Source organism: Streptomyces vastus, from assembly GCF_039532825.1.
Taxonomy (GTDB): domain Bacteria; phylum Actinomycetota; class Actinomycetes; order Streptomycetales; family Streptomycetaceae; genus Streptomyces; species Streptomyces vastus.
In genome coordinates this window covers 114,827-135,580 of the sequence record NZ_BAAASJ010000021.1, presented here as the reverse complement: position 1 = coordinate 135,580, position 20,754 = coordinate 114,827, and the positions used below count along the sequence as shown (strand labels likewise).

Here is a 20,754-nt window from a genome sequence, read left to right as displayed (position 1 = left end):
GGAACAGGTCATGCAGTACCGCACCTTGGGCCGCACCGGTGTGCAGGTCAGCTCCCTCGCGCTCGGCGCGATGAACTTCGGCAAGATCGGCCGTACCACCCAGGACGAGGCCACCGTCCTCGTCGACGCCGCCCTCGAAGGCGGGATCAACCTCATCGACACCGCCGACATGTACAGCGACGGCGAGTCCGAAGAGATGGTCGGCAAGGCCATCGCCGGCCGCCGCGACGACATCGTGCTGGCCACGAAGGCGGCCATGCCGATGGGCGACGAGCGCAACCACCGGGGCGGCTCACGCCGCTGGCTGGTCACCGCGCTGGACAACAGCCTGCGCCGTCTCGGCGTCGACCACGTCGATCTCTTCCAGATCCACCGCTGGGACCCGAGCACCTCCGACGAGGAGACCCTGTCGGCCCTGACCGACCTGCAACGCGCGGGAAAGATCCGCTACTTCGGCTCCTCGACCTTCCCCGCCTACCGCATCGTGCAGGCACAGTGGGCCGCCCGCGAACATCACCTGAGCCGTTACGTCACCGAACAGCCCAGCTACTCGATCCTGCAGCGCGGCATCGAGACCCATGTACTGCCCGTGACCGATGAGTACGGGCTCGGTGTGCTGGTGTGGAGCCCGCTGGCCTCGGGCTGGCTGTCGGGCGCGATCCGCGAGGGCCGGGACATCACCACCAGCCGCTCGACGTTCATGCCCGACCGCTTCGACACCGGCATCCCCGCCAACCGGGCCAGGCTCGACGCGGTCGAGCAGTTGGTGAAGGTCGCCGACGAGGCCGGCCTGACCATGATCCAGCTCGCACTCGGTTTCGTGACCGCGCACCCGGCCGTGACCAGCGCGCTCATCGGCCCCCGCACGCTCGACCACCTGCACGCACAGCTCGCCGCCGCGGACACCGCGCTCTCCGACGACGTACTCGACGCGATCGACACCATCGTCGCCCCCGGCACCGACCTGGCCCCCCACGAGAAGTACGACACTCCGCCCGCACTGCTCGACCCGTCACTGCGACGCCGCTGACCGCCCAAGGGGCGCCGTCGTCGAGGGCACGCACAACGCCCGTCGACGGAACGTTCCGTCGACGGGCGCCTGGGATATGTAAAGCAGTCAGGTCAGTGGATGATGCCGGTGCGCAGCGCCACCGCCACCATGCCGGCGCGGTCGCCCGTGCCGAGCTTGCGGGCGATGCGGGCGAGATGGCTCTTGACGGTCAGGGCGGAAAGACCCATAGAGACGCCGATGGCCTTGTTCGACTGGCCCTCCGCAACCAGCCGGAGCACCTCGACCTCGCGGCCGGACAGTTCGCGGTAGCCGCCCGGGTGGCTCGGGGTACCCGGGGGGCGGCGGTGCATACGGGCGGCGGCGGCCGAGCCGATGGGGGCCACGCCGGGGCGGGTGGGGAGGCCGATGTTCGTACGCGTACCGGTGACGACGTATCCCTTTACGCCACCCGCGAGGGCGTTGCGTACGGCGCCGATGTCGTCGGCGGCGGAGAGGGCGAGGCCGTTGGGCCAGCCCGCGGCTCGGGTTTCGGAGAGGAGGGTGAGGCCGGAGCCGTCCGGCAGATGGACTTCGGCGACGCAGATGTCACGGGGGTTGCCGATGCGAGGACGAGCCTCCGCGACGGACGAGGCCTCGATCACATCGCGTACTCCGAGGGCCCACAGGTGTCGGGTGACGGTGGAGCGCACGCGCTGGTCGGCCACGACCACCATCGCGGTGGGCTTGTTCGGGCGGTAGGCGACCAGGCTTGCGGGCTGCTCGAGGAGAACGGACACCAGGCCTCCTGGGGGTGGGGGGTGTGGGACGGGGCCGACTCTGGGGAGGGAGCCGGGGGGAACCGTGCTTTCAAGGTCACAGAGGTCTTCGGCACTAAACGCGTCTGCCTTTAGAGAAAGATCACGATTTGGTGAGTAACAATCCGTGCAATTCGGACGGATGGTCGATCACCCGAAGATCGAACGAGTCCACTCCGCTTCGTTGCGCGGCTGAAAGTGGCCGTATCGACAAAGAGATTGCTGCGTGCGGGTGAGGAGCCGGGCCGCAAACCCGAAGGGCTGATCAGAAGGGGCGATCAGGGGTGATCAGGCGGAGCGGGGCTGGGCTCAGCGGGGCTGGGGGCCGCGTCGCTGAGGGAGCGTCACGACCGACGGGTCACCCGGAGTCGCCGGGGGCAGGCCGGCGATCTGGCTCAGCAGGTCGCACCAGGCGGCGAGATGGGAGGCCGCGTCCGGGACGCCGCCCAGGCCCTCGCGGGGGGTCCAGGAGGCGCGGATCTCGATCTGGGAGGCGGGGCGGCGTTCGGCGAGACCGCCGAAGTAGTGGGAGCTCGCGCGGGTGACGGTGCCGCTGGGTTCGCCGTACGACAGGCCGCGGGCCTGGAGGGCGCCGGTCAGCCAGGACCAGCAGACGTCGGGGAACAGCGGGTCGGCGGCGATCTCCGGTTCCAGTTCCGCGCGTACGAGCGTGACCAGGCGGAACGATCCCTGCCAGGCCTCGTGCCCGGCGGGGTCGTGGAGGAGGATGAGCCGGCCGTCCGCCAGATCGTCGTCGCCGTCGACGACCGCGGCTTCGAGTGCGTACGCGAACGGGGCGAGCCGCTGCGGCGGCTTGGTCGGGTCGATCTCGATCTCCGGCCGCAGCCGTACCGTGCCGAGCGCGTCGACGGCCGCGCGGAAGGGCAGCGGAGTCGCGTCCGCGCCCTTCTGTACTGCCTCCTTGTCGTCCCTGGCTTCCTTTGCGTCGTCCATTCCGCCAGCGCCGTCCGACAGTCGTCCTTGAGCCGCAGCCATGCGGGGAAGATTAAGGGGAACGACGCCTTCGTGCAGGGAGAGACACCCGTGCCTCTGGCGGTTGGGCGGGGAACGGTTCGGTTTCGTTGTGTTTGTGAACGTGACTGGGTGTCGCCGTGGGCGGAGCGTCGGGGGTTGTTCGGTTCGTTGGCGGCTGCGGGTTCGTTGTGGCTTGTCGCTCCCCCACTCTCGGCTTCGCTCGAGCGGGGGGACCCCCATCGCGGCGGAGCCGCATGTGTCACAGCCCCGCGCCCCTATCGGGGCGCTCCTCGCGGCATGCGAGACTTTTTGGCGTGAGTGACACTGAACGCCCCACGGGCCAGCAGCCGACAGCCGCGTACGACTCCACCTTCCTCAAGGCGTGCAGGCGCGAACCCGTGGCGCATACGCCGGTGTGGTTCATGCGGCAGGCCGGGCGGTCGCTGCCCGAGTACCGCAAGGTGCGTGAGGGCATCCCCATGCTCGAGTCGTGCATGCGGCCCGAGCTCGTCGCCGAGATCACGCTGCAGCCGGTGCGCAGGCACAACGTGGACGCGGCGATCTACTTCAGCGACATCGTCGTCCCCCTCAAGGCCATCGGTGTCGACCTCGACATCAAGCCGGGCATCGGCCCGGTCGTCGAGAAGCCGATCCGCTCCCGCGCGGACCTCGCGCAGCTGCGCGACCTGACGCCCGAGGACGTCGCGTACGTCACCGAGGCCATCGGTCTGCTCACCGCCGAGCTCGGCGAGACTCCGCTCATCGGCTTCGCCGGCGCGCCCTTCACGCTCGCCAGCTACCTCGTGGAGGGCGGCCCGTCCCGCAACCACGAGCACACCAAGGCGCTCATGTACGGCGACCCGCAGCTGTGGGCCGACCTGCTCGACCGGCTCGCGGAGATCACGGCCGCCTTCCTGAAGGTGCAGATCGAGGCGGGCGCCTCGGCCGTGCAGCTCTTCGACTCGTGGGTCGGCGCGCTGGCGCCGGCCGACTACCGGCGCTCCGTCATGCCCGCCTCCACGAAGGTCTTCGAGGCCGTGAAGTCGTACGGCGTCCCGCGTATCCACTTCGGGGTCGGCACCGGTGAACTGCTGGGTCTGCTGGGCGAGGCGGGCGCGGACGTCGTCGGCGTCGACTGGCGTGTCCCGCTCGACGAGGCCGCGCGCCGCGTCGGCCCGGGCAAGGCGCTCCAGGGCAACCTCGACCCGGCGGTCCTCTTCTCCACCACCGAGGCCGTCGAGACCAAGACGCAGGAGATCCTCGACGCCGCCGCGGGCCTGGAGGGCCACATCTTCAACCTCGGCCACGGCGTCCTGCCGAGCACGGACCCGGACGCGCTGACCAGGCTCGTCGAGTACGTCCACACACGCACCGCCCGCTAGCGAGGTCTCCAGGTCTGCCGCGGCCGGGCCTGCCTGCCCCACAGCAGGCCGCGCGGCTCCGGTGGAGGCGGGGTACCCGGGCGCAGGGGCCAGGCGAGGGGCATGCCCGCCACGAAGCCGGCCACATGGGCGAGGTAGGCGACGGTGCCTGCCTCGGAGACGCCGGCGCCGGACGAGTACACCGCCTGGAGGCCGAACCAGAAGCCCAGTACGAGCCAGGCGGGCAGCCGCAGCGGCAGGAAGATCAGGAACGGTACGAGGACCCAGACCCTGGCCTTCGGGTAGAGGACCAGATACGCGCCCAGGACACCGGCGATCGCACCGGACGCGCCGATCAGCGGGTCGCCGGAGGTGGCGTTGACGAGGGCGAAGGCGTACCCCGCCGCGTAGCCGCAGACCACGTAGAACAGCAGGTAGCGCACGTGGCCGAGGCGGTCCTCGATGTTGTTGCCGAAGATCAGCAGGAAGAGCATGTTGCCGAGCAGGTGCAGCCAACTGCCGTGCAGGAACATGGCGGTGAGCACCGACAGCGGGGGCGACTTGTCGTAGTCGGGCGGACCCAGCACGCAGCCCGGGCCCTGTGGGCCCACGGCCACATCGCCGGTGGGCACGACGGTCGGCGTCCGGTCGTGGATCATCTCGCGCGGCACCGCTGCCCACTGGTCCAGGAACGCCTGCAGCTGGCACAGCTGCGTGAGGCTGCTCTCGCCGACCAGCGAGGCGGCCACGCCCGGGGTGGCCAGGAAGACAAGGACGTTGGCGCCGATCAGCGCGTACGTCACGAACGGTGTGCGGCGTGCGGGGTTCACATCATGGACGGGGATGACCACAAGGAACTTCTGCCCGCGGCCGGGCCGCTCTGAACGGGTGTGAACGGGAGCGCGGGCGTCTGCGTATGTTTCGGCAACCGCCGTGATCCCAGCAACACGTGAGGAACAGGTCAATGAACGACCGAGTCACTCCGACTATGACCGCCACGCCGGACGGCGAGGCGGAAGTAGCCCTCGTGCTCAGACTGTCGTGGGAGGACGTGGCCGCGCTCGGCCAGGAAGCGGGTCGGCTTGCCGCGAGCATGCAGCGTCCCGTGACCCTCGACGAGGCGGCCAGCCACCGGCTGCGCAGCCGTCAGCCCGGTACGCACGCGCGGCCCCAGTCGGCGCCGCAGCCTCCGCAGGTGTCGCCGGTCTCGTCGTTGCCGCGGTCGCCTGGCGAGCAGGCTCGGCAGGCCATAGAGAAGATCAACGGAACCACTCCCGGAGCGGCTCAGGGCGCCTGAGACGTCGTCAGGGCCCCCTGCCCTCTGGGCTCCGGGGCCCGACGTCCCCCAGGCGTCTTCGGCGCCCTGAGCCGTGAGCACGCGCGCGTGGCCGGCGCGGAGGGCCATGCGCGCGTGTCGCTCCGCGGGTTGAACAGTTGAACAGGGGGGTTCGTTTGAGCAGAGGTTGTATCTGAGCTGCGGGTCCGTTGTGGCTGGTCGCGCAGTTCCCCGCGCCCCTGAAGCTGCTGCTTCGCAGCGCCTTTATCGCAGTCCGGCCCCAGTCAGGTAGTTACCGTCTGCCGAACACCGCCCCCACCGCCTTGCGTGCCGCCACCTGTACCGGGTCCCAGACCGGGGAGAACGGGGGCGCGTAGCCCAGGTCCAGAGCTGTCAGCTGCTCTACCGTCATGCCTGCCGTCAGGGCAACCGCTGCGATGTCCACTCGTTTGCCCGCGCCCTCGCGGCCTACGATCTGGACGCCCAGCAGACGGCCGGTGCGTCGTTCGGCGAGCATCTTCACCGTCATGGGAGCGGCGCCCGGGTAGTACCCGGAGCGGCTGGTGGACTCGATGGTGACCTTCTCGTACTGGAGCCCTGCCCTGCGTGCGTCCTTTTCGCGGAGGCCGGTGCGGGCGATCTCCAGGTCGCAGACCTTGCTGACCGCCGTGCCTACGACGCCGAGGAACGTGGCGTAGCCGCCGCCGGCGTTCGCGCCGATCACCTGGCCGTGTTTGTTGGCGTGCGTGCCCAGGGCGATGTGCCGTTCGCGGCCGGAGACCAGGTCGAGGACCTCCACGCAGTCGCCGCCGGCCCAGATGTTCTCGTAGCCGCGTACGCGCATCGCCTGGTCGGTCAGCAGTCCCTCGTGGTCGCCCAGCGGCAGACCCGCCGCCTGCGCGAGCGTCGTCTCCGGGCGTACGCCGATGCCGAGCACCACCACGTCCGCCGGGTACTCGGCGTCCTCCGTGGCGACGGCGCGGACCCGGCCGTCCTCGCCGATGAGGATCTTGGTGACCTCGGCGTCGTTCACCATCGTGATGCCCAGGCCCTCCATGGCCTGGTGCACCAGCCGACCCATGTCGGGGTCGAGCGTGGACATCGGCTCCTTGCCGCGGTTGACCACTGTCACCTCGTACCCGCGGTTCACCAGCGCCTCGGCCATCTCCACGCCGATGTAGCCGGCGCCGACCACCACCGCGCGCCGGCCGGACGTACGGGCCAGTGTGTCGATCAGGGCCTGGCCGTCGTCGAGGGTCTGCACGCCGTGCACCCCCGGGGCGTCGATGCCGGGCAGCGGCGGACGGATCGGCCGGGCGCCCGTCGCGATCACGAGCTTGTCGTACGACGTCCACGCCTCGGCCCCGGACTCCAGGTCACGGGCGCGGACCCGGCCGTCCGCGACATCCAGCGCCGTCACCTCCGTACGCATCCGCAGGTCGATCCCGCGCTCCCGGTGCTCCTCGGGGCTGCGCGCGATCAGCTGGTCCCGGTCGGCGACGTCGCCGCCCACCCAGTACGGGATGCCGCATGCGGAGTACGAGCTGAAGTGGCCGCGCTCGAACGCGATGATCTCCAGTTCGTCGGGACCCTTCATACGGCGCGCCTGGGACGCGGCGGCCATGCCGGCCGCGTCCCCTCCGACGACCACCAGGCGTTCTCTCGTACGGCTCATGCTCATGCGAACACGCTACGGGGGTGCGGCATTTCAGTCCTGCCGGCCCTCCTCTCCCGGTGCCGGCCGGGCGACCGGCAGAGGCATGCCCGCCGTACCCGTTCCCGCGTCCGCCGTGGCCGGACGGCGCGGCAGCCGGTGGCGCAGGAAACGCACCCACAGCAGCAGGAGCAGAGCCGCGCCCACCACGAAGGGCAGTACCGCGGCGAGGGCCATCGCGATCCAGCGGAACGTGGCGACGAACGCGTTCCAGCCACCAGAGAGCGCGTCCGCCAGCCCCGGGTCCTCGTCCTCCGCCGCCTTCACGGGCGTCTCGGACAGCGACAGGGTGATCGTGGCAAGGCTCGTACGGTCCTTCAGGGACGCCTGCTGGGCCAGCAGGGACTCGAGGTCGGCCTGGCGGGTGCTCAACTCGCCTTCCAGCGTGACCACGTCGCTGAGCTTGGTCGCCTGGTCCATCAGCTCGCGGATCCGGATGACGCTGGCGCGCTGCGTCTTGATGCGGCTCTCCACGTCGACGACCTGGTCCGTGACGTCCTCCGCCTTCGCCGTCCGGTTGATCAGCTTGCCGGAGCCCTCCAGGTCCGAGAGCACCTCCTCGTACCGGTCCGTGGGCACCCGCAGGACGACCCGCGAGCGCTCACGACCCTTGGAGTCGCGGTCGGTGGTCTCGTTGCCGACGATGCCGCCTGCGTTCTCGACGGCGGTACGGGCCGCGGCGAGAGCCTTGGGTACGTCCTTGACCTGCACGGTCAGGGACGCGGTACGGATGATGTGGGTGGCGCTCAGCTTCGGTGGCGCGGTGGCCTGCTGGTCCTTGCCACTGCTGTCCTCCTCCTGCCGGTGGTCGGCCGCGCCCGCGTCGGCGCGGGAAGCGGCTTCACCGCCGCTGTCCGAGGTGGTGCCGGCGTCGTTCGCGCCGGTGCACCCCGTGAGCGCGAGGGCGGCGGCCAACAGCAGTGCCGCGAGGGTCGCGAGAGTGCGGACAGGCCGTGGGGATCGTACGGGTCGGAGCCTGGACGTTTCGTGCCTGGGCGTGGTGCCACGCGTCTGCATGTCTGCGTACCCCCGAGAGTCTCGTGATGACTGACGCTCCTTCGACGCCCGAGTGGGGCGGGACGTTGGAGGTATCCGGTCCCGAACAGGTCACGGTCCGGACTCGTCATGGACACCGCGGGCTGAAGGGGGCCGAAGGGTTGTCAGTGGGGAGTGGGACAGTGGAGACATGCACGCAGACACTCGTACCGGGCCCGGTCACGTCGTCGTCATCGGCGGCGGCATCGCCGGTCTGGCCGCCGCCCACCGGTTGCTGGACAGCGGCGCGCGCGTGACCGTCCTGGAGGGCTCGGACCGGCTCGGCGGCAAGCTGCTCCCCGGCGAGATCGCCGGTGCGCGGGTCGACTTCGGGGCCGAGTCGATGCTGGCCCGGCGCCCCGAGGCGGTGGCGCTCGCCCGCGAGGTGGGCCTCGACGCCCGGCTGCGGCCGCCCGCGACGGCGAGCGCGTCGATCTGGACGCGGGGGGCGCTGCGGCCCATGCCCAAGGGCCACGTCATGGGTGTGCCCGGCACCGCGTCGGCCCTCGCCGGACTGCTCTCCGCGGAGGGCGTGCAGCGCATCGAGCGCGACGCCGACCTGCCGCGCACGGAGATCGGCGAGGACGTGGCAGTGGGGGAGTACGTGGCGGCCCGGCTCGGCCACGAGGTGGTGGACCGCCTCATCGAGCCACTCCTGGGCGGTGTCTACGCGGGCGACGCCTACCGCATCTCCATGCGCTCGGCCGTCCCCCAGCTCTTCGAGGCGGCACGTACGCACACATCGCTGACAGAGGCGGTCCGCGGCATCCAGGCCCGGGCGGCTGCCGCGCAGCAGACCGGCCCCGTCTTCATGGGCATCGAGGGCGGCTGCGGCCAACTGCCGCTCGCGGTGGCCGAGTCGGTGCGGGCGCGCGGCGGCGAGATCGTCACCGGGGCGCAGGTGACAGAGCTGCGCAGGTCCGCGGGGGAGGCGGCCGGGCGATCTGGTGAACTGGCCTGGCGCGTCGTCGCCGGAGGGCGCGTGCTGCACGCCGACGGCGTTGTCGTCGCCGTTCCCGCCGCAGCGGCTGCCGCGTTGCTGCGGGACGAAGCGCCCGCTGCCGCGGCTGAGCTCGCCGGTGTCGAGTACGCCTCCATGGCGCTCATCACGCTCGCCTACCGCCGCGGTGACATCCGCCTCCCTGAAGGGAGCGGTTTTCTGGTGCCGCCTGTTGACGGGCGGACCATCAAGGCGTCGACGTTCGCTTCCCAGAAGTGGGGGTGGATCGACGAGGAGAACCCGGACGTGATGGTCCTCAGGACGTCCGTGGGGCGGTACGGCGAGACGGAGATCCTCGGACGCGAGGACGGCGAACTCGTCGACGTCTCGCGCCACGACCTGCGCGAAGCCACCGGCCTCGACGCCACGCCCATAGCGGCCGGTGTCACCCGCTGGACCGACGGCCTGCCCCAGTACCCCGTCGGGCACTACGCGCGGGTGGCCCGCATCCGGGAGCACGTCGGCAAGCTGCCGGGCCTCGCCGTGTGCGGTGCGGCGTACGACGGAGTCGGGATCCCGGCGTGCATCGCGAGCGCCAACGCCGCCGTGGACCAGCTGAGAGGCGACCGCGGCGGGCTGGACGAATTGATCACCAACCCGGTGCAGAGCTTGCACGGCGGCGCGGGAGAATAGCCCCATGAGTGACGACGCCCCCACCACCGGCCCCGACAAGATCCCGAACAAGGGCAAGCTGGCCAAGGACCTGAACGAGGTCATCCGCTACACCCTGTGGTCCGTCTTCAAGCTGCGAGACGTCCTCCCCGAGGACCGCGCCGGCTACGCGGACGAGGTCCAGGAGCTCTTCGACCAGCTCGCCGCCAAGGACGTCACGATCCGCGGCACGTACGACGTGTCAGGGCTGCGCGCCGACGCCGACCTCATGATCTGGTGGCACGCGGAGACCTCCGACCAGCTCCAGGAGGCGTACAACCTCTTCCGCCGTACGAAGCTGGGGCGGGCCCTGGAGCCGGTCTGGTCGAACATGGCGCTGCACCGCCCCGCCGAGTTCAACCGCTCGCACATCCCGGCGTTCCTCGCCGACGAGACGCCGCGCAACTACATCAGCGTCTACCCGTTCGTGCGCTCCTACGACTGGTATCTGCTGCCCGACGAGGACCGCCGCCGCATGCTCGCCGACCACGGCAAGATGGCCCGCGGCTACCCGGACGTGCGCGCCAACACGGTCGCCTCGTTCTCGCTGGGCGACTACGAGTGGATCCTCGCCTTCGAGGCCGACGAGCTGTACCGCATCGTCGACCTCATGCGCCACCTGCGCGCCTCCGAGGCCCGGATGCACGTCCGCGAGGAGGTCCCGTTCTACACCGGGCGCCGTAAGGACATCGGCGACCTGGTCGCGGGCCTGGCCTGAGCAGCCGCCTCAGCGCCTCAGCAGAACCCGTCGTGTGGCCCGCGCCAGCCGGGCCGCCGGGCGTCGCGACAGCGGGGCGGGGCCTGAGCGCTCCAGCCACCAGTCGCTCAACTCCCGCTGTACGTCGGCGTCTTCGAGGCGGCCGTGCAGAAGCAGGTGCTCGGCGAAGGCCAGCGCGTCGTGCCGGTAGCCGTCCGTCATCGGGTGGCCGTTCGCGTACGCCAGGAACTCCGGCCGGTACGCCCCCGCCAGGATCTCCGGCAGTTCCGGAGCGACCTTGGCGACGACGTCGGCCCGCTTCGAGGCGAGGGCCCGCGCCTGCACCGCCAGCCGCGTCCGGTCGAAGCCCTCGGGAGCGGGGGTCCCGGCGACGAGCGCGGAGAGCAGGGCGGCCTGGGCGAGGGCGAGGCGCTGACGGGAAGCTTCGTTGCCTGTGGTGTCCTGCGGGGCGCCCCCGTCCCGCACGCCTGAAGGCTCGCCGATTGCGTTCGGAGCCTTCGCCTTCTCCACCGTCCCCCTGATCGCCGCCAACTCCCGCTCCAGCTCAGCCGGTTCGGGGAAGTTCTCGTCCCGCTCCAGGAGTACGCCCGGTGGGCGCACCCGGGACGCCAGGTCCGCGAGGATGTCGAGTACCGCCGGGGGTACGGCGTGGGCGTGGCTGTCGTGCCAGACGCCGTCGCGTTCGAAGCCGCCGGCGACGTGGACGTATGCGATGGCCTCGACGGGCAGTTCGTCGAGGGCCTTGGCGGGGTCCTCGCCGCGGTTGACGTGGTTGGTGTGGAGGTTGGCCACGTCGATGAGAAGACGTACGCCGGTACGGTCGACCAGTTCGTACAGGAACTGCCCCTCGGTCATCTCCTCGCCCGGCCAGGAGAACAGCGCCGCGATGTTCTCGACGGCAAGCGGCACGGGCAGGGAGGCCTGCGCGACACGGATGTTCTCGCACAGGACGTCGAGGGCGTCCCGGGTACGCGGCACGGGCAGCAGGTGCCCGGCCTCCAGCCGTGGCGAGGCGGTGAGGAGGCCGCCCGCGCGCACGAACGCGATGTGCTCCGTGACGAGCGGTGCGGCGAGCGCCTCGGCGCGCTCGGCGAGGGCGGTGAGGCGGTCCTCGTCGGGCCGTTCGGCGCCGCCGAGGCCGAGTGAGACGCCGTGCGGTATGACCGTGACGCCGCGGTCGCGCAGGCGCCGCAGTGAATCGGGGATGTGTCCCGGGCACACGTTCTCCGCGACGGCCTCGACCCAGTCGATGCCGGGCATGCGCTCGACGGCCTCGGCGATTTCCGGCCGCCATCCGATTCCCGTACCCAGTCGCTGCATGACGGGGTCATGGCCCCGAAACGTGGGGCCGAACCCAGCGGCAGGAACGTTCAGAGCAACATTTGAGGTTCGCCGGGTCGGGGCTGTACGAGCGGCGGGCGCGGATCAAGGCGAAAGGCGGTAGAAGCGCCACAGGTCGTGGGCGACCGGCAGGATCTCCGCCGAGCTGTATCCCGCCTCGTGGGCGTACGCGCGCACCGTTGCGGGGCGCAGGACTGTGCCGGCCTCCACCTTCGCGCCCTCCGCGCGGGTGGCCGGGAGGCAGTGCAGCACGCTGAAGGCGTAGTTGAGGCGGTCCACGTCCGGCCCCGGAGCGGTGAAGTCCTCGCTCACCTTCTCGTCCGCGATCAGCACTGCGCCTGACGGAGCCAGCAGCCGGCGCACCGAGGCCAGCGCTCCGACCGGATCCGCCATGTCGTGCAGCGCCTCGAACACGGTGACCAGGTCCACGGCGCCGTCGAGGCCCGCCCCGGCCGCGTCGGTGTGGACGAAGGCGATCCGGTCACCGAGTCCGGCCTCGTCGGCGTTGCGCCGGGCCTGTTCGACGGAGGCGGCGTCCAGGTCGATACCGGTCAGCCGGGCCGTGGGGAAGGCGCGGGCCAGGGCGATCGTCGACCAGCCGAGGCCGCAGCCCAGGTCGAGTGCGCGGGCGCCGGAGTCGTGGGTGAGCCGTCGGTGGACGTCCGGCAGGGCCGCGACCCAGGAGCGGAGCGTCTCCGGTTGGAACATGGGACGGTTCAGTCCGGCGATGCCTTCACGGGTGCCCCGGCCGTAGTGCTCGTACGGCACGCCCCCGCCCGTGCCGAAGGCCTCCAGCACCTCGGGCAGGGTCTCGGCGATCGAGGCGATGAACTGCGGACCGGCCGCCATGTAGCACGGGTCGTCGCGGTCCAGCAGTACGCGACGGTGTTCGGCCGGCAGGGAGAAGCGCCGGTCGTAGCCGTCGTTGTCGGGAGCGGAGGCGGCCGGCCCGGACGCGGTCAGGATCCCGGCGACCGCCTGCTGCTCCAGCCACTCGCGGGCGTACCGCGCATGGATGCCCGCCGTCTTGGACAGTTCGCGGGGCGCCATGGGACCGTGCGCGGCCAGCGCCTCGTACAGGCCGCGGCGTACGCCGACCTCGACGGCGAGGATCTCGAGGGCCGAGCGCATGCCCGTGAGGATCTCCTCGGCCAGCCGTTCGGCGTTCGGGGTGGGCGCGGATGCGTCGGTCATGGTCGTGACCTCCTGTTTCGGGTTTCCGCTGGCGGACCGGTCCTGTCCACAATCCCACGCGACACTTCATGCCGTCACCGAATGGTCACGATGTGTAGTCAGAGTTGGGCGCTTCTCACTGTCCCAAGGGCGTCCGTGGCGCCGGGCCCGGCAATGGTGCCAGGAGGGACGGGTACGCGGTCGTGGCCTGCTCCCTGGTCAGGGCGGCGGTGATCCTGCGGGCCAGGAGCGGGTCGGCCGGAAGCACGTGTGAGGCGAACCAGCGGGCCGCCGACGGGGCGGGGGACGGTTCGGTGAACTCCGAGCCCGCGTAGTCGTCGAGCGGGGGATCGTAGATGTATCCGGCGACCACGCCGTGGTTCACCAGACGTTCCACGAGGGCGTCGCGGTCGTGGACCAGGAGCGGAACGCGGAAGACGGGAGGAGGGCCCTCGTGGGTGGCTCGGTCGCGCAGCGCCGGGGAGGCCCAGACGGTGCCCGAGAGCAGGGAGGTGCCGACCCTGCGGTGGGCGAGGTTCGCGTCGAGGCCTGCCATGCGGAGCTTCAACTGGCCGCGGACCAGGGCTCCGTGGCGGGAGCGGAAGTCGTGGAGGTCGACGCGTACCCATGGCTCGTACGCCTTCAGGCTGGGCGCCTCACGAGCGCTGCGGGCCAGCCGTGGCGCGTGCAGGGGCATGCGGAAGCCGTCGCGTTCCAGCAGACCGAGGCGCCGCATCGTGCGCCACGCGGGACGCACCAGATGGAGGCTGCGCACGGCGGAACGCGCCAGCGGACGCAGTGCCGCGGCCAGGTCGGTGCGCAGGCGGGCCGGTTCGAGGAGATCGTCGCGCAGCAGTTCCAGCTCCCGCCGGGTGCGCGCGTCCTCGACGGCGAGGAAACCGCCGGCCATCGCCGCCACATGCTTGGACAGGCTGAACGCCGCCGCCTTCCCGAACGTCCCGATCGGCTGCCCGTCCACATGCGTGCCGATCGCGTGTGCCGCGTCCTCGAGCAGCGGGATCCCCAACTCCTCGCAGCGGCGCCGCAGTTCGACGACGCGGTCCGGCAACCCGTACAGGTTCGTGGTCAGTACGGCGTCCACGTTCCGCCAGGTCGACTCGGGTACGGCGGCGGGGTCGATATTGCCGTCCCACTTGGACACCGGGGCCTGCACCGGGCGCAGCCCGGCCGCGAGGACCACGAAGAGGATCACGTCGTCGTTCACCGGCGACATCAGGACGCGCGCGCCCGGCCGGCACCAGCGTCGTAGTGCCAGGTACAGCGCCAGCCGTGCCGAGGGCGTGTAGACGCATTCGCGTCCGAGCCGCCGTGTCATCGTCGCGGCGAGCCGCGATCCGTACGGCATGGTCACCTCTTACGTCGAAGGGCCGTCAGGGGTCGTTCGATGGGGTGCACAAGTGGGCTACAAGGGGTGCACAAGTGGGCGTACGACGTGGCGTACGAGGGTGTCCTGCTCAGCGTGTGCGGGGTACGGCGCTGCCGGAGCCCGTCCGGCCCGACGTACGTAACGTGCCGACCGTCTTCAGCAGCCGGTCGGCCGGTTCGCGCAGGGTGGGATGGGCCAGGACCGTGTTCCGCAGGCCGCGCACCGGTCTGCGCCACAGCCGGTGCGCGGTCGCCACCGGGTGGGGGCGGGTCGCGAAGCCCTCGGCGACGCGCAGCTCGCGGGTCTTGAGCCAGTCCTTGTACTCCTTGTCGCCGCGGCCCATATCCATCAGCCGTACGCCGTCCCGGGCCGCCGCCTCGGCCATCCGCAGGTGCATGATCAGGCCGGGCGAGTAGTAGCGGAACTCGGGGTCGTACGCGGTGAACCAGGCCGCGAACACCGTGCGCGATCTCGGCCCGAAGTGGGCGGCCACCGGGCGGTCGCCCGCGTACACCACGGACAGCACACCGGTGAAGTGCTCCTCGCGCACCTGGAACAGATGGTCCACCAGTTCCACGATCCACGGCCGCGCGAACCGGTCCATCCGTCCCGTCCTGCGGTACTGCGCGGACTTCCACCGCATCAGCGTGCGCAGCACCCGCGGGTCGCGCTCGTCGAAGACGAACCGCATCTCGCCCAGGTCGCGCCCCAGGCGCCGCTCCTTCTTCAGCGTCGTCTTGGCGATCCCCGGGTATGCGGCCCGCAGCCACTGGGCGTAGTCGCCGTCGCCGGGCTTCAGGTCGAGCACCGGTGAGGGGAACGTCCCCGTGACGTGCCTGCCGAACGGCTTCTGCTCCGCGACGAGATGGTCGAACTCGAAGACGGACAGCCCGCAGGCGCGCAGCAGTTGCTCGGTGTCCCAGGTGATCCCGGGGCGGTGCACGAGGGCCTGGCAGTCGGAGAGCCCGAGACCTATGGCCCGGCCGACGCCGAAGGAGTTGCGTTCGTACGGGAAGAAGCCGACGGGTTCGCCTCTCTCGTGCAGGACCGCTGTCCGCGCGCCACCGCGGCAACCGCCGATCCCCGCCGCGAACTCCGGTGCCAGGAAGGGGTTGGCGTAGTCGGGCGACTCGTCCATCGCCTTGTGCCAGGCCCGGCTGAGCGAGGCGTCGAGATGCTCGGCTCTGTGGATGGTGATGTCTGTGATGTCGCCATCACTGCTGATCGATCGCATGGGCGACCGCCCCCCGTTTCCCCCAACACGCGTTCTCCGCGTCCGTCCTGCCTTGTCCTGCTACTCGGCAGAGCTCAAACGTGGCGAAACAGCCCGCAGGATGTCAAGAGTGTTCGTTGCAATGAAATGCTATAGATCGGGTGACAAGGTCTGTTCAGGGATATCCATCGCAACTCCCGGCAACTTACGGCGACTTACAGTAACTCCCGGCCCCTTCAGCTCTTCAGCAGCAGGGGGGTGCCGCGTGCTGTGGAACCCCCGCGTACTCCGCCCGCGTCCGAGCGCACAGTGAGGTGCGTATTCTGCGCCTGCCGGACATCATGGACGGGACAGACATCCGGGGGGCGAGACCCTCCGGCGGGGTCAGGGGGGCCCATGGCACAGCCGTTGGAAAGCAGCGACCCGCGGCAGGTGGGCCCGTACCGCATCATGGGCCGCCTCGGAGCCGGCGGGATGGGGCGCGTCTACCTGGGGCGGTCGCCGGGCGGGCGCGCGGTCGCCGTCAAGACGATCCGGCCCGAACTCACCGACGACCCCGAGTTCCGGCAGCGGTTCGCCCGGGAGGCGGCCGCCGCCCGCGCTGTCAGCGGGGCGTTCACGGCCGCGGTCGTCGACGCGGATCCGTACGGAGACCCGCCGTGGCTCGCCACCGTCCATGTCGCGGGTATCTCGCTCGACGCCACCATCGCGCGGCACGGTCCGCTGCCCGAATCCTCGGTGCTCGCGCTGGGCGCCGGGCTGAGCGAGGCGCTCCAGGCCATCCATGCGGCGGGCCTCGTGCACCGGGATCTCAAGCCCTCCAATGTGCTGCTGGCTCCCGACGGGCCCAAGGTGATCGACTTCGGGATCGCGATCAGTGCCGGTTCGAGTTCGCTGACCCGCAGCGGAGTCGTCGTCGGCACGCCCGCGTTCATGTCGCCCGAGCAGCTGACGGGTGGACGCGCCGGTACGCCCGCCGATGTGTTCGCCCTCGGGAGCGTGCTTGTTTTCGCCGCTTGTGGCGAGGCGCCCTTCAGCTCTGGCCCTGCGGCCGGGATCGGCTTCGGCGTGGTCCACGACGAGCCCGACCTGTCCGCGGTACCGGAAGGGCTGCGCCCGCTCCTCGCCCACTGCCTCGAGAAGGATCCGGCACGCCGGCCCACGGTCGCGGAGCTGCTCGCGGAGTTCGCCCGTCGCATCCTTCCGTCACCCACGGCGGCGTACGGCCAGTACGGAAAGGACACAGTCACCCTCGCCCTGCACGGCGGGGCCTGGCTGCCCGCGCCGGTGGCCGCCTCGGTGCGGCGGGCCGAGGAGGCCGGCATGGGCGGCCAGGTGCCGGAGACGGGCCGGCGGCCCGCCACAGCCGGGGCCGGAGTCGGGGGAACCGGGGTCGCGGTGGATCCCCGCCTGCCGCAGGAGCCGTCCGGGCAAACCGCGTGGGCATCCGAGGCGCTCCGGACACCGACCGTCGCCTCGCCCGAGGGCCCGCGGTACTCCGGTCCGGGCGTCCCGGGCCCCGTACCCCCGAGCGGTCCGCCCACCTGGACGGACGCGCGATTGCGACCGCAGCCGTCACCACCCGGGCCGTCGGGCGATCCATCACCCGGGCCGTCGGGCAGCGGACCGCTGCCGACCGGCGGACCGCTTCCGGGTGGCGGGGGAGACCGCGATCCCGATACGCCCACCCGTCGCCGCGTGCTGATCGCGCTCGCCGGAGCAGGCACCGTCGCCGCAGTGGGCGCGGGCACCTACTGGCTGGGGCGCGGCGACCAGGACGACCCCGACGAGAGCGCGGGCAACGACCCCCTGAACGACCCCGGGACCGGCCCGACACCGGGCAGCCGGAGATGGACGTACAGCACCGGAGGCCCGGTGGCGCCCGCCCTCCTCGCCGCGGGCGGGCTGGTGTACGCCGGAAGCAAGGACGGGAACATGTACGCCCTGGACACCGAAACCGGCAAGCGACGCTGGGCGTTCAGCACCGGTAACGGCGTCTACACCTGTCCCGCCGTGGCCGGCGGCCTCGCCTACTTCGGCAGCGCGGACTATCACCTGTATGCCGTCGACGTGAAGACCGGCGACCAGCGCTGGCAGTTCACCGCGGGCGGAGAGGTCAACTCCTCACCCGTGGTCGCCGGGGGAGTGGTCTACGCGGGCAGTGACGACGGCCGGCTGTACGCCGTGGGCGCCCGTTCCGGCGACCGGAAGTGGGCGTTCGCCGCCGAGGGCCGGATCCGTTCCTCCCCGGTGGTCGCGTGGGGCAAGGTCTTCGTCGGCAGCGAGGACTTCCGGCTGTACGGCATCGACGCGGTGACCGGAGAACGCGCCTGGGCCTTCGACACGGACGGCGAGGTCAAGTCCTCACCGGCGATCGCGGACCGCGTCGTCTACGCGGGCAGCTACGACGGCAACCTCTACGCCGTCAACTGCGATACGGGCAAACGCCTTTGGACCTTCGCCACACGGGGCGGCGTGGGCTCTTCACCGGTGGTGTCCGACGGAGTGGTCTACGTGGGAAGCGACGACGGCAATCTGTACGCGGTCGACGCCCTCACCGGGAAGCAGAGGTGGAATTTCACGATCGGCACCATCGTCTACTCGTCGCCGACCGTCCTCGGCGACGTCGTGTACGTGGGCAGCAAGAACGGCAACCTCTATGCCGTACGAAAGGACACGGGCAAGCAGCGGTGGAGGCACCGCACCGGCGAGGACATCCGCTCCTCACCCGCGGCGACCGGCGGCACGGTGTACGTGGGCAACGACAGCGGCACGGTGTTCGCGGTCAACCGCTGAGCGCCGCGGGGAGACTGGCGCGTGTGCCCCCGGTGTTCGCCACGTCCCTTGAGCATCTGTCGGATTCAAGGGGGTCAGGGGCGTGACATCTGCTCATAGCGTGAGAGACGGGATCGCCCTACGTTCGGTGTCGCGGCATTCCACGCGGGTGATCCCCGCCCAGCTTCGCCGACGAGCTCGGCCTGCTCCGCCGCCGAGGGGGCCTTCCATCCCGTACCGCTCTCCACTGCCTGTACGCGCCGGCGCCGTGTCACCGTGCCCCGCCAATCGTGCTCCACCCCGATGGGAGTAGTCCATGAGCTTCGCCAGCAGGCGTCCCGTGCCGGCAGCCGCCGGTATCCGCCGCCAACCGGTCACGGACCGGGAATCCGATGATCCGAGTGACCCCACATGCCATTGCGGCCGGTTGCTCATCGGATGCGGCGGCTGCCGGACCCTCCGATGCCTCGACTGCGACCCCTACCGCTCAGATGACTGCGCCTTCGCTCTCTGACCCCTCTGAACTCTCGGAGTTCACCGGGGACGAGGCACAGCAGCAGTACTACGTCGTGATCGGCAGCGATGCGGCGCGCAGGGTCTGCGGTTCGCTGCATTCGGCAGGGAACGTCGTGTGCCACATGACCCAACCCACGGACGAAGAACTGCGGCGGGCCCTGGACCGGAAGGTGGCAGGCGTCGCGGTTCTCTTCGACGACGATGTCGAGTCCCTGCGCTACGCGCTCGCGGTCGAGCACATCTGTCCAGGCGTAGCCCTGGTGGTGACGGTTTTCGACCGGACGGTCGCGGGCCAACTCGAGAGAACGGTCCCCAACTGCCGGGTCACCTCACCGGCCGATGTCGCCGCCCCCGTCCTGCTGGCCGCCTGCCTCCAGCCCGAGCTGCTGGCGCTCAGCCGGACGCCCGCGGGACATGTCGGCGCCCGCTGGGAGGAGGACGCCGTACGCCTCGATACCTACCGGCCGCCGCGCTCCCTGAGATACCGGGCACGGCTGGGCAAGGTCAGGGGCCAGCTGCGACCGCACGACGGCAGCTCACGGATCATGCTGACCGGCCTTGCCGGTCTCTTCGCGGTACTGCTGGCGGACTGGATCTGGTCCGTGACCCTCAACCACCGGCCGCCGATGGAAGCCCTCTTCGAAGCGGCGCGAACCCTGGCTACCGTCGGACCCGCAGCCGCGCACGGCGGGCCCGCCTACCTGGTGTTCAGCAGTATCGCCATGCTGATCACCATCGTGTTCACCGCCGTCTTCACCGCCGGAATGGTCGACCGTCTGTTGGCCCCGCGCTCGATCGGCATGGTGGGTCCCCGGGCACTTCCCCGGGCGGGCCACGTGGTGGTCGTCGGATTCGGACAGGTCGGGCTCCGGCTGTGCACCCGGTTGCAGGCGCTCGGCCTCGGTGTGATCGCGGTGGAACGCAACCCTGCGGCCCCCAACCTCCGGCTGGCGAAGGCACTCGGCATCCCCGTCGTCGTCGCCGACGCCCGGGACAGGTTCGTGCTGCGCAAGCTCGGCCTCGACATGGCCCACGCCATGGCCGCCGTCGCCTCCGACGACCTGGACAACATCGCGGTGGCCGTGGCCGCACGGGCCGTCGCACCCGATCTGCGGGTCGTCATCCGGGCGGGCGACCATGAGGCCATAGCCGAGACTCAGTCCCTGTTCAGCATCGGCATCGTCCGCGACCTCGCCAGCCTGAGCGCCGCCTACACGACCGCGAGCCTTACTGGCCTACGGCCACGCGGCGTGCTCGCTCAGGGCCGACGGCTGCTGGTGGAGCGTGAGAACGGGGCGTTCACCCAGTGGCCGCACGGGTCGCGGTGCCATCACCAGCAGGACACCTGATTCGTTCAAGTGGTCCGGGTCAAGTGATTCTGCGCCTGACCACCTCCGGGGATCCGGCCCCCGGGCCCTTCGGCAACCACGTCTACAGCATCTCTAATCGGCCTGGGCTTCCTGGGTGATCCCGGGTGTCCGGGACCGCTTCGGAGGGTGACTCGGCCACGGCCGTCTTCGGACGGGGGTGGTGTGGGCGTGGCGGTGGAAGCCTGCCCCGAGTCTGGCCCCGTCCGGCCGGTGTGGCCGGTCGGGGGTGCCGATCGTGTTCGGTTCCTGCTGCCTTCTCCGCTCCTGGCTGGAGTGGGTCGGGTGCGTGGGGGCCCGCCGCGCCGGACGCTTGCCACCCGGCCGGGCCGTGGGGGCACGGTTGCCGGGTGGGGCGGGGACCCTGCGCCCCTCGGTCACCGCAAATCCGCACCCCCGGAGGCCGGCCGGACGGCGCGGACCGCATCCTGCGGGTCACCCTGGGC

At 71.0% G+C, this 20,754-nt stretch carries 16 protein-coding genes; 7 read left to right on the top strand and 9 right to left on the bottom strand.

Features of this window, described 5'->3' with window-relative positions; genetic code table 11:
- Positions 1 to 10 precede the first annotated feature (10 nt).
- On the top strand, positions 11 to 1,030 hold the full coding sequence (locus tag ABD357_RS09570; protein ID WP_344388966.1) for an aldo/keto reductase: 1,020 nt from the start codon (positions 11 to 13) through the stop codon (positions 1,028 to 1,030).
- A gap of 92 nt (positions 1,031 to 1,122) precedes the next feature.
- Here the strand turns inward: ABD357_RS09570 and ABD357_RS09565 are convergent, their stop codons facing one another.
- The gene (locus tag ABD357_RS09565) at positions 1,123 to 1,788 is read right to left on the bottom strand and encodes a helix-turn-helix transcriptional regulator (protein ID WP_344388965.1); all 666 of its coding nucleotides are present in this window, start codon (positions 1,786 to 1,788) and stop codon (positions 1,123 to 1,125) included.
- A gap of 327 nt (positions 1,789 to 2,115) precedes the next feature.
- Complete coding sequence (locus ABD357_RS09560; RefSeq protein WP_344388963.1) at positions 2,116 to 2,802, bottom strand: DUF3000 domain-containing protein; 687 nt, start codon at positions 2,800 to 2,802, stop codon at positions 2,116 to 2,118.
- Between the two features lie 293 nt (positions 2,803 to 3,095).
- On the opposite strand from ABD357_RS09560, the gene hemE reads away from it, so the two are divergent.
- A complete protein-coding gene (hemE, locus tag ABD357_RS09555) occupies positions 3,096 to 4,163 on the top strand; it encodes a uroporphyrinogen decarboxylase (RefSeq protein ID WP_344388961.1) in 1,068 nt (355 codons plus the stop codon).
- Here hemE and ABD357_RS09550 read toward each other — a convergent pair.
- Complete coding sequence (locus ABD357_RS09550) at positions 4,160 to 4,993, bottom strand: rhomboid family intramembrane serine protease (protein WP_344388959.1); 834 nt, start codon at positions 4,991 to 4,993, stop codon at positions 4,160 to 4,162. The two genes, hemE and ABD357_RS09550, sit on opposite strands and share 4 nt — an antisense overlap.
- Before the next feature lie 113 nt (positions 4,994 to 5,106).
- Here ABD357_RS09550 and ABD357_RS09545 point away from each other — a divergent pair, with 113 nt between their 5' ends.
- The gene (locus ABD357_RS09545; RefSeq protein WP_165341865.1) at positions 5,107 to 5,439 is read left to right on the top strand and encodes a hypothetical protein; all 333 of its coding nucleotides are present in this window, start codon (positions 5,107 to 5,109) and stop codon (positions 5,437 to 5,439) included.
- A gap of 271 nt (positions 5,440 to 5,710) precedes the next feature.
- Here the strand turns inward: ABD357_RS09545 and ABD357_RS09540 are convergent, their stop codons facing one another.
- Both ABD357_RS09540 and ABD357_RS09535 read right to left on the bottom strand, forming a co-directional pair.
- Complete coding sequence (locus tag ABD357_RS09540; protein WP_344388956.1) at positions 5,711 to 7,099, bottom strand: FAD-dependent oxidoreductase; 1,389 nt, start codon at positions 7,097 to 7,099, stop codon at positions 5,711 to 5,713.
- 27 nt (positions 7,100 to 7,126) lie between these two features.
- Positions 7,127 to 8,149 (bottom strand): DUF4349 domain-containing protein, encoded by a 1,023-nt coding sequence (locus ABD357_RS09535; protein WP_344388954.1) that lies wholly within the window; start codon positions 8,147 to 8,149, stop codon positions 7,127 to 7,129.
- Between the two features lie 169 nt (positions 8,150 to 8,318).
- Here ABD357_RS09535 and hemG point away from each other — a divergent pair, with 169 nt between their 5' ends.
- Positions 8,319 to 9,800: a protoporphyrinogen oxidase gene (gene hemG / locus ABD357_RS09530; RefSeq protein ID WP_344388952.1), complete on the top strand. Its 1,482-nt coding sequence runs from the start codon at positions 8,319 to 8,321 to the stop codon at positions 9,798 to 9,800.
- A 4-nt stretch (positions 9,801 to 9,804) separates the two neighbouring features.
- The gene (gene hemQ, locus ABD357_RS09525; protein WP_344388951.1) at positions 9,805 to 10,536 is read left to right on the top strand and encodes a hydrogen peroxide-dependent heme synthase; all 732 of its coding nucleotides are present in this window, start codon (positions 9,805 to 9,807) and stop codon (positions 10,534 to 10,536) included.
- 9 nt (positions 10,537 to 10,545) lie between these two features.
- On the opposite strand, the gene ABD357_RS09520 is transcribed toward hemQ, so the two are convergent.
- From ABD357_RS09520 to ABD357_RS09505, 4 genes are all read right to left on the bottom strand, one after another.
- Entirely contained in the window at positions 10,546 to 11,856 is a 1,311-nt protein-coding gene (locus ABD357_RS09520) for an MbnB/TglH/ChrH family RiPP precursor modification enzyme (protein ID WP_344388950.1), read from the bottom strand.
- Between the two features lie 105 nt (positions 11,857 to 11,961).
- Positions 11,962 to 13,071 carry a class I SAM-dependent methyltransferase gene (locus tag ABD357_RS09515; RefSeq protein ID WP_344388949.1) on the bottom strand — a complete coding sequence of 370 codons (1,110 nt, stop codon included), beginning with the start codon at positions 13,069 to 13,071 and terminating at the stop codon, positions 11,962 to 11,964.
- Positions 13,072 to 13,186: 115 nt separating this feature from the next.
- On the bottom strand, positions 13,187 to 14,416 hold the full coding sequence (locus ABD357_RS09510) for a DegT/DnrJ/EryC1/StrS family aminotransferase (protein WP_344388948.1): 1,230 nt from the start codon (positions 14,414 to 14,416) through the stop codon (positions 13,187 to 13,189).
- Between the two features lie 109 nt (positions 14,417 to 14,525).
- Positions 14,526 to 15,671: a GNAT family N-acetyltransferase gene (locus ABD357_RS09505; protein ID WP_344388946.1), complete on the bottom strand. Its 1,146-nt coding sequence runs from the start codon at positions 15,669 to 15,671 to the stop codon at positions 14,526 to 14,528.
- Between the two features lie 375 nt (positions 15,672 to 16,046).
- On the opposite strand from ABD357_RS09505, the gene ABD357_RS09500 reads away from it, so the two are divergent.
- Both ABD357_RS09500 and ABD357_RS09495 read left to right on the top strand, forming a co-directional pair.
- Positions 16,047 to 18,446 carry a beta-alanine-activating enzyme beta-propeller domain-containing protein gene (locus tag ABD357_RS09500; RefSeq protein ID WP_344388944.1) on the top strand — a complete coding sequence of 800 codons (2,400 nt, stop codon included), beginning with the start codon at positions 16,047 to 16,049 and terminating at the stop codon, positions 18,444 to 18,446.
- A gap of 470 nt (positions 18,447 to 18,916) precedes the next feature.
- Positions 18,917 to 20,290 (top strand): NAD-binding protein, encoded by a 1,374-nt coding sequence (locus tag ABD357_RS09495; RefSeq protein WP_344388942.1) that lies wholly within the window; start codon positions 18,917 to 18,919, stop codon positions 20,288 to 20,290.
- Positions 20,291 to 20,754: the final 464 nt, after the last annotated feature.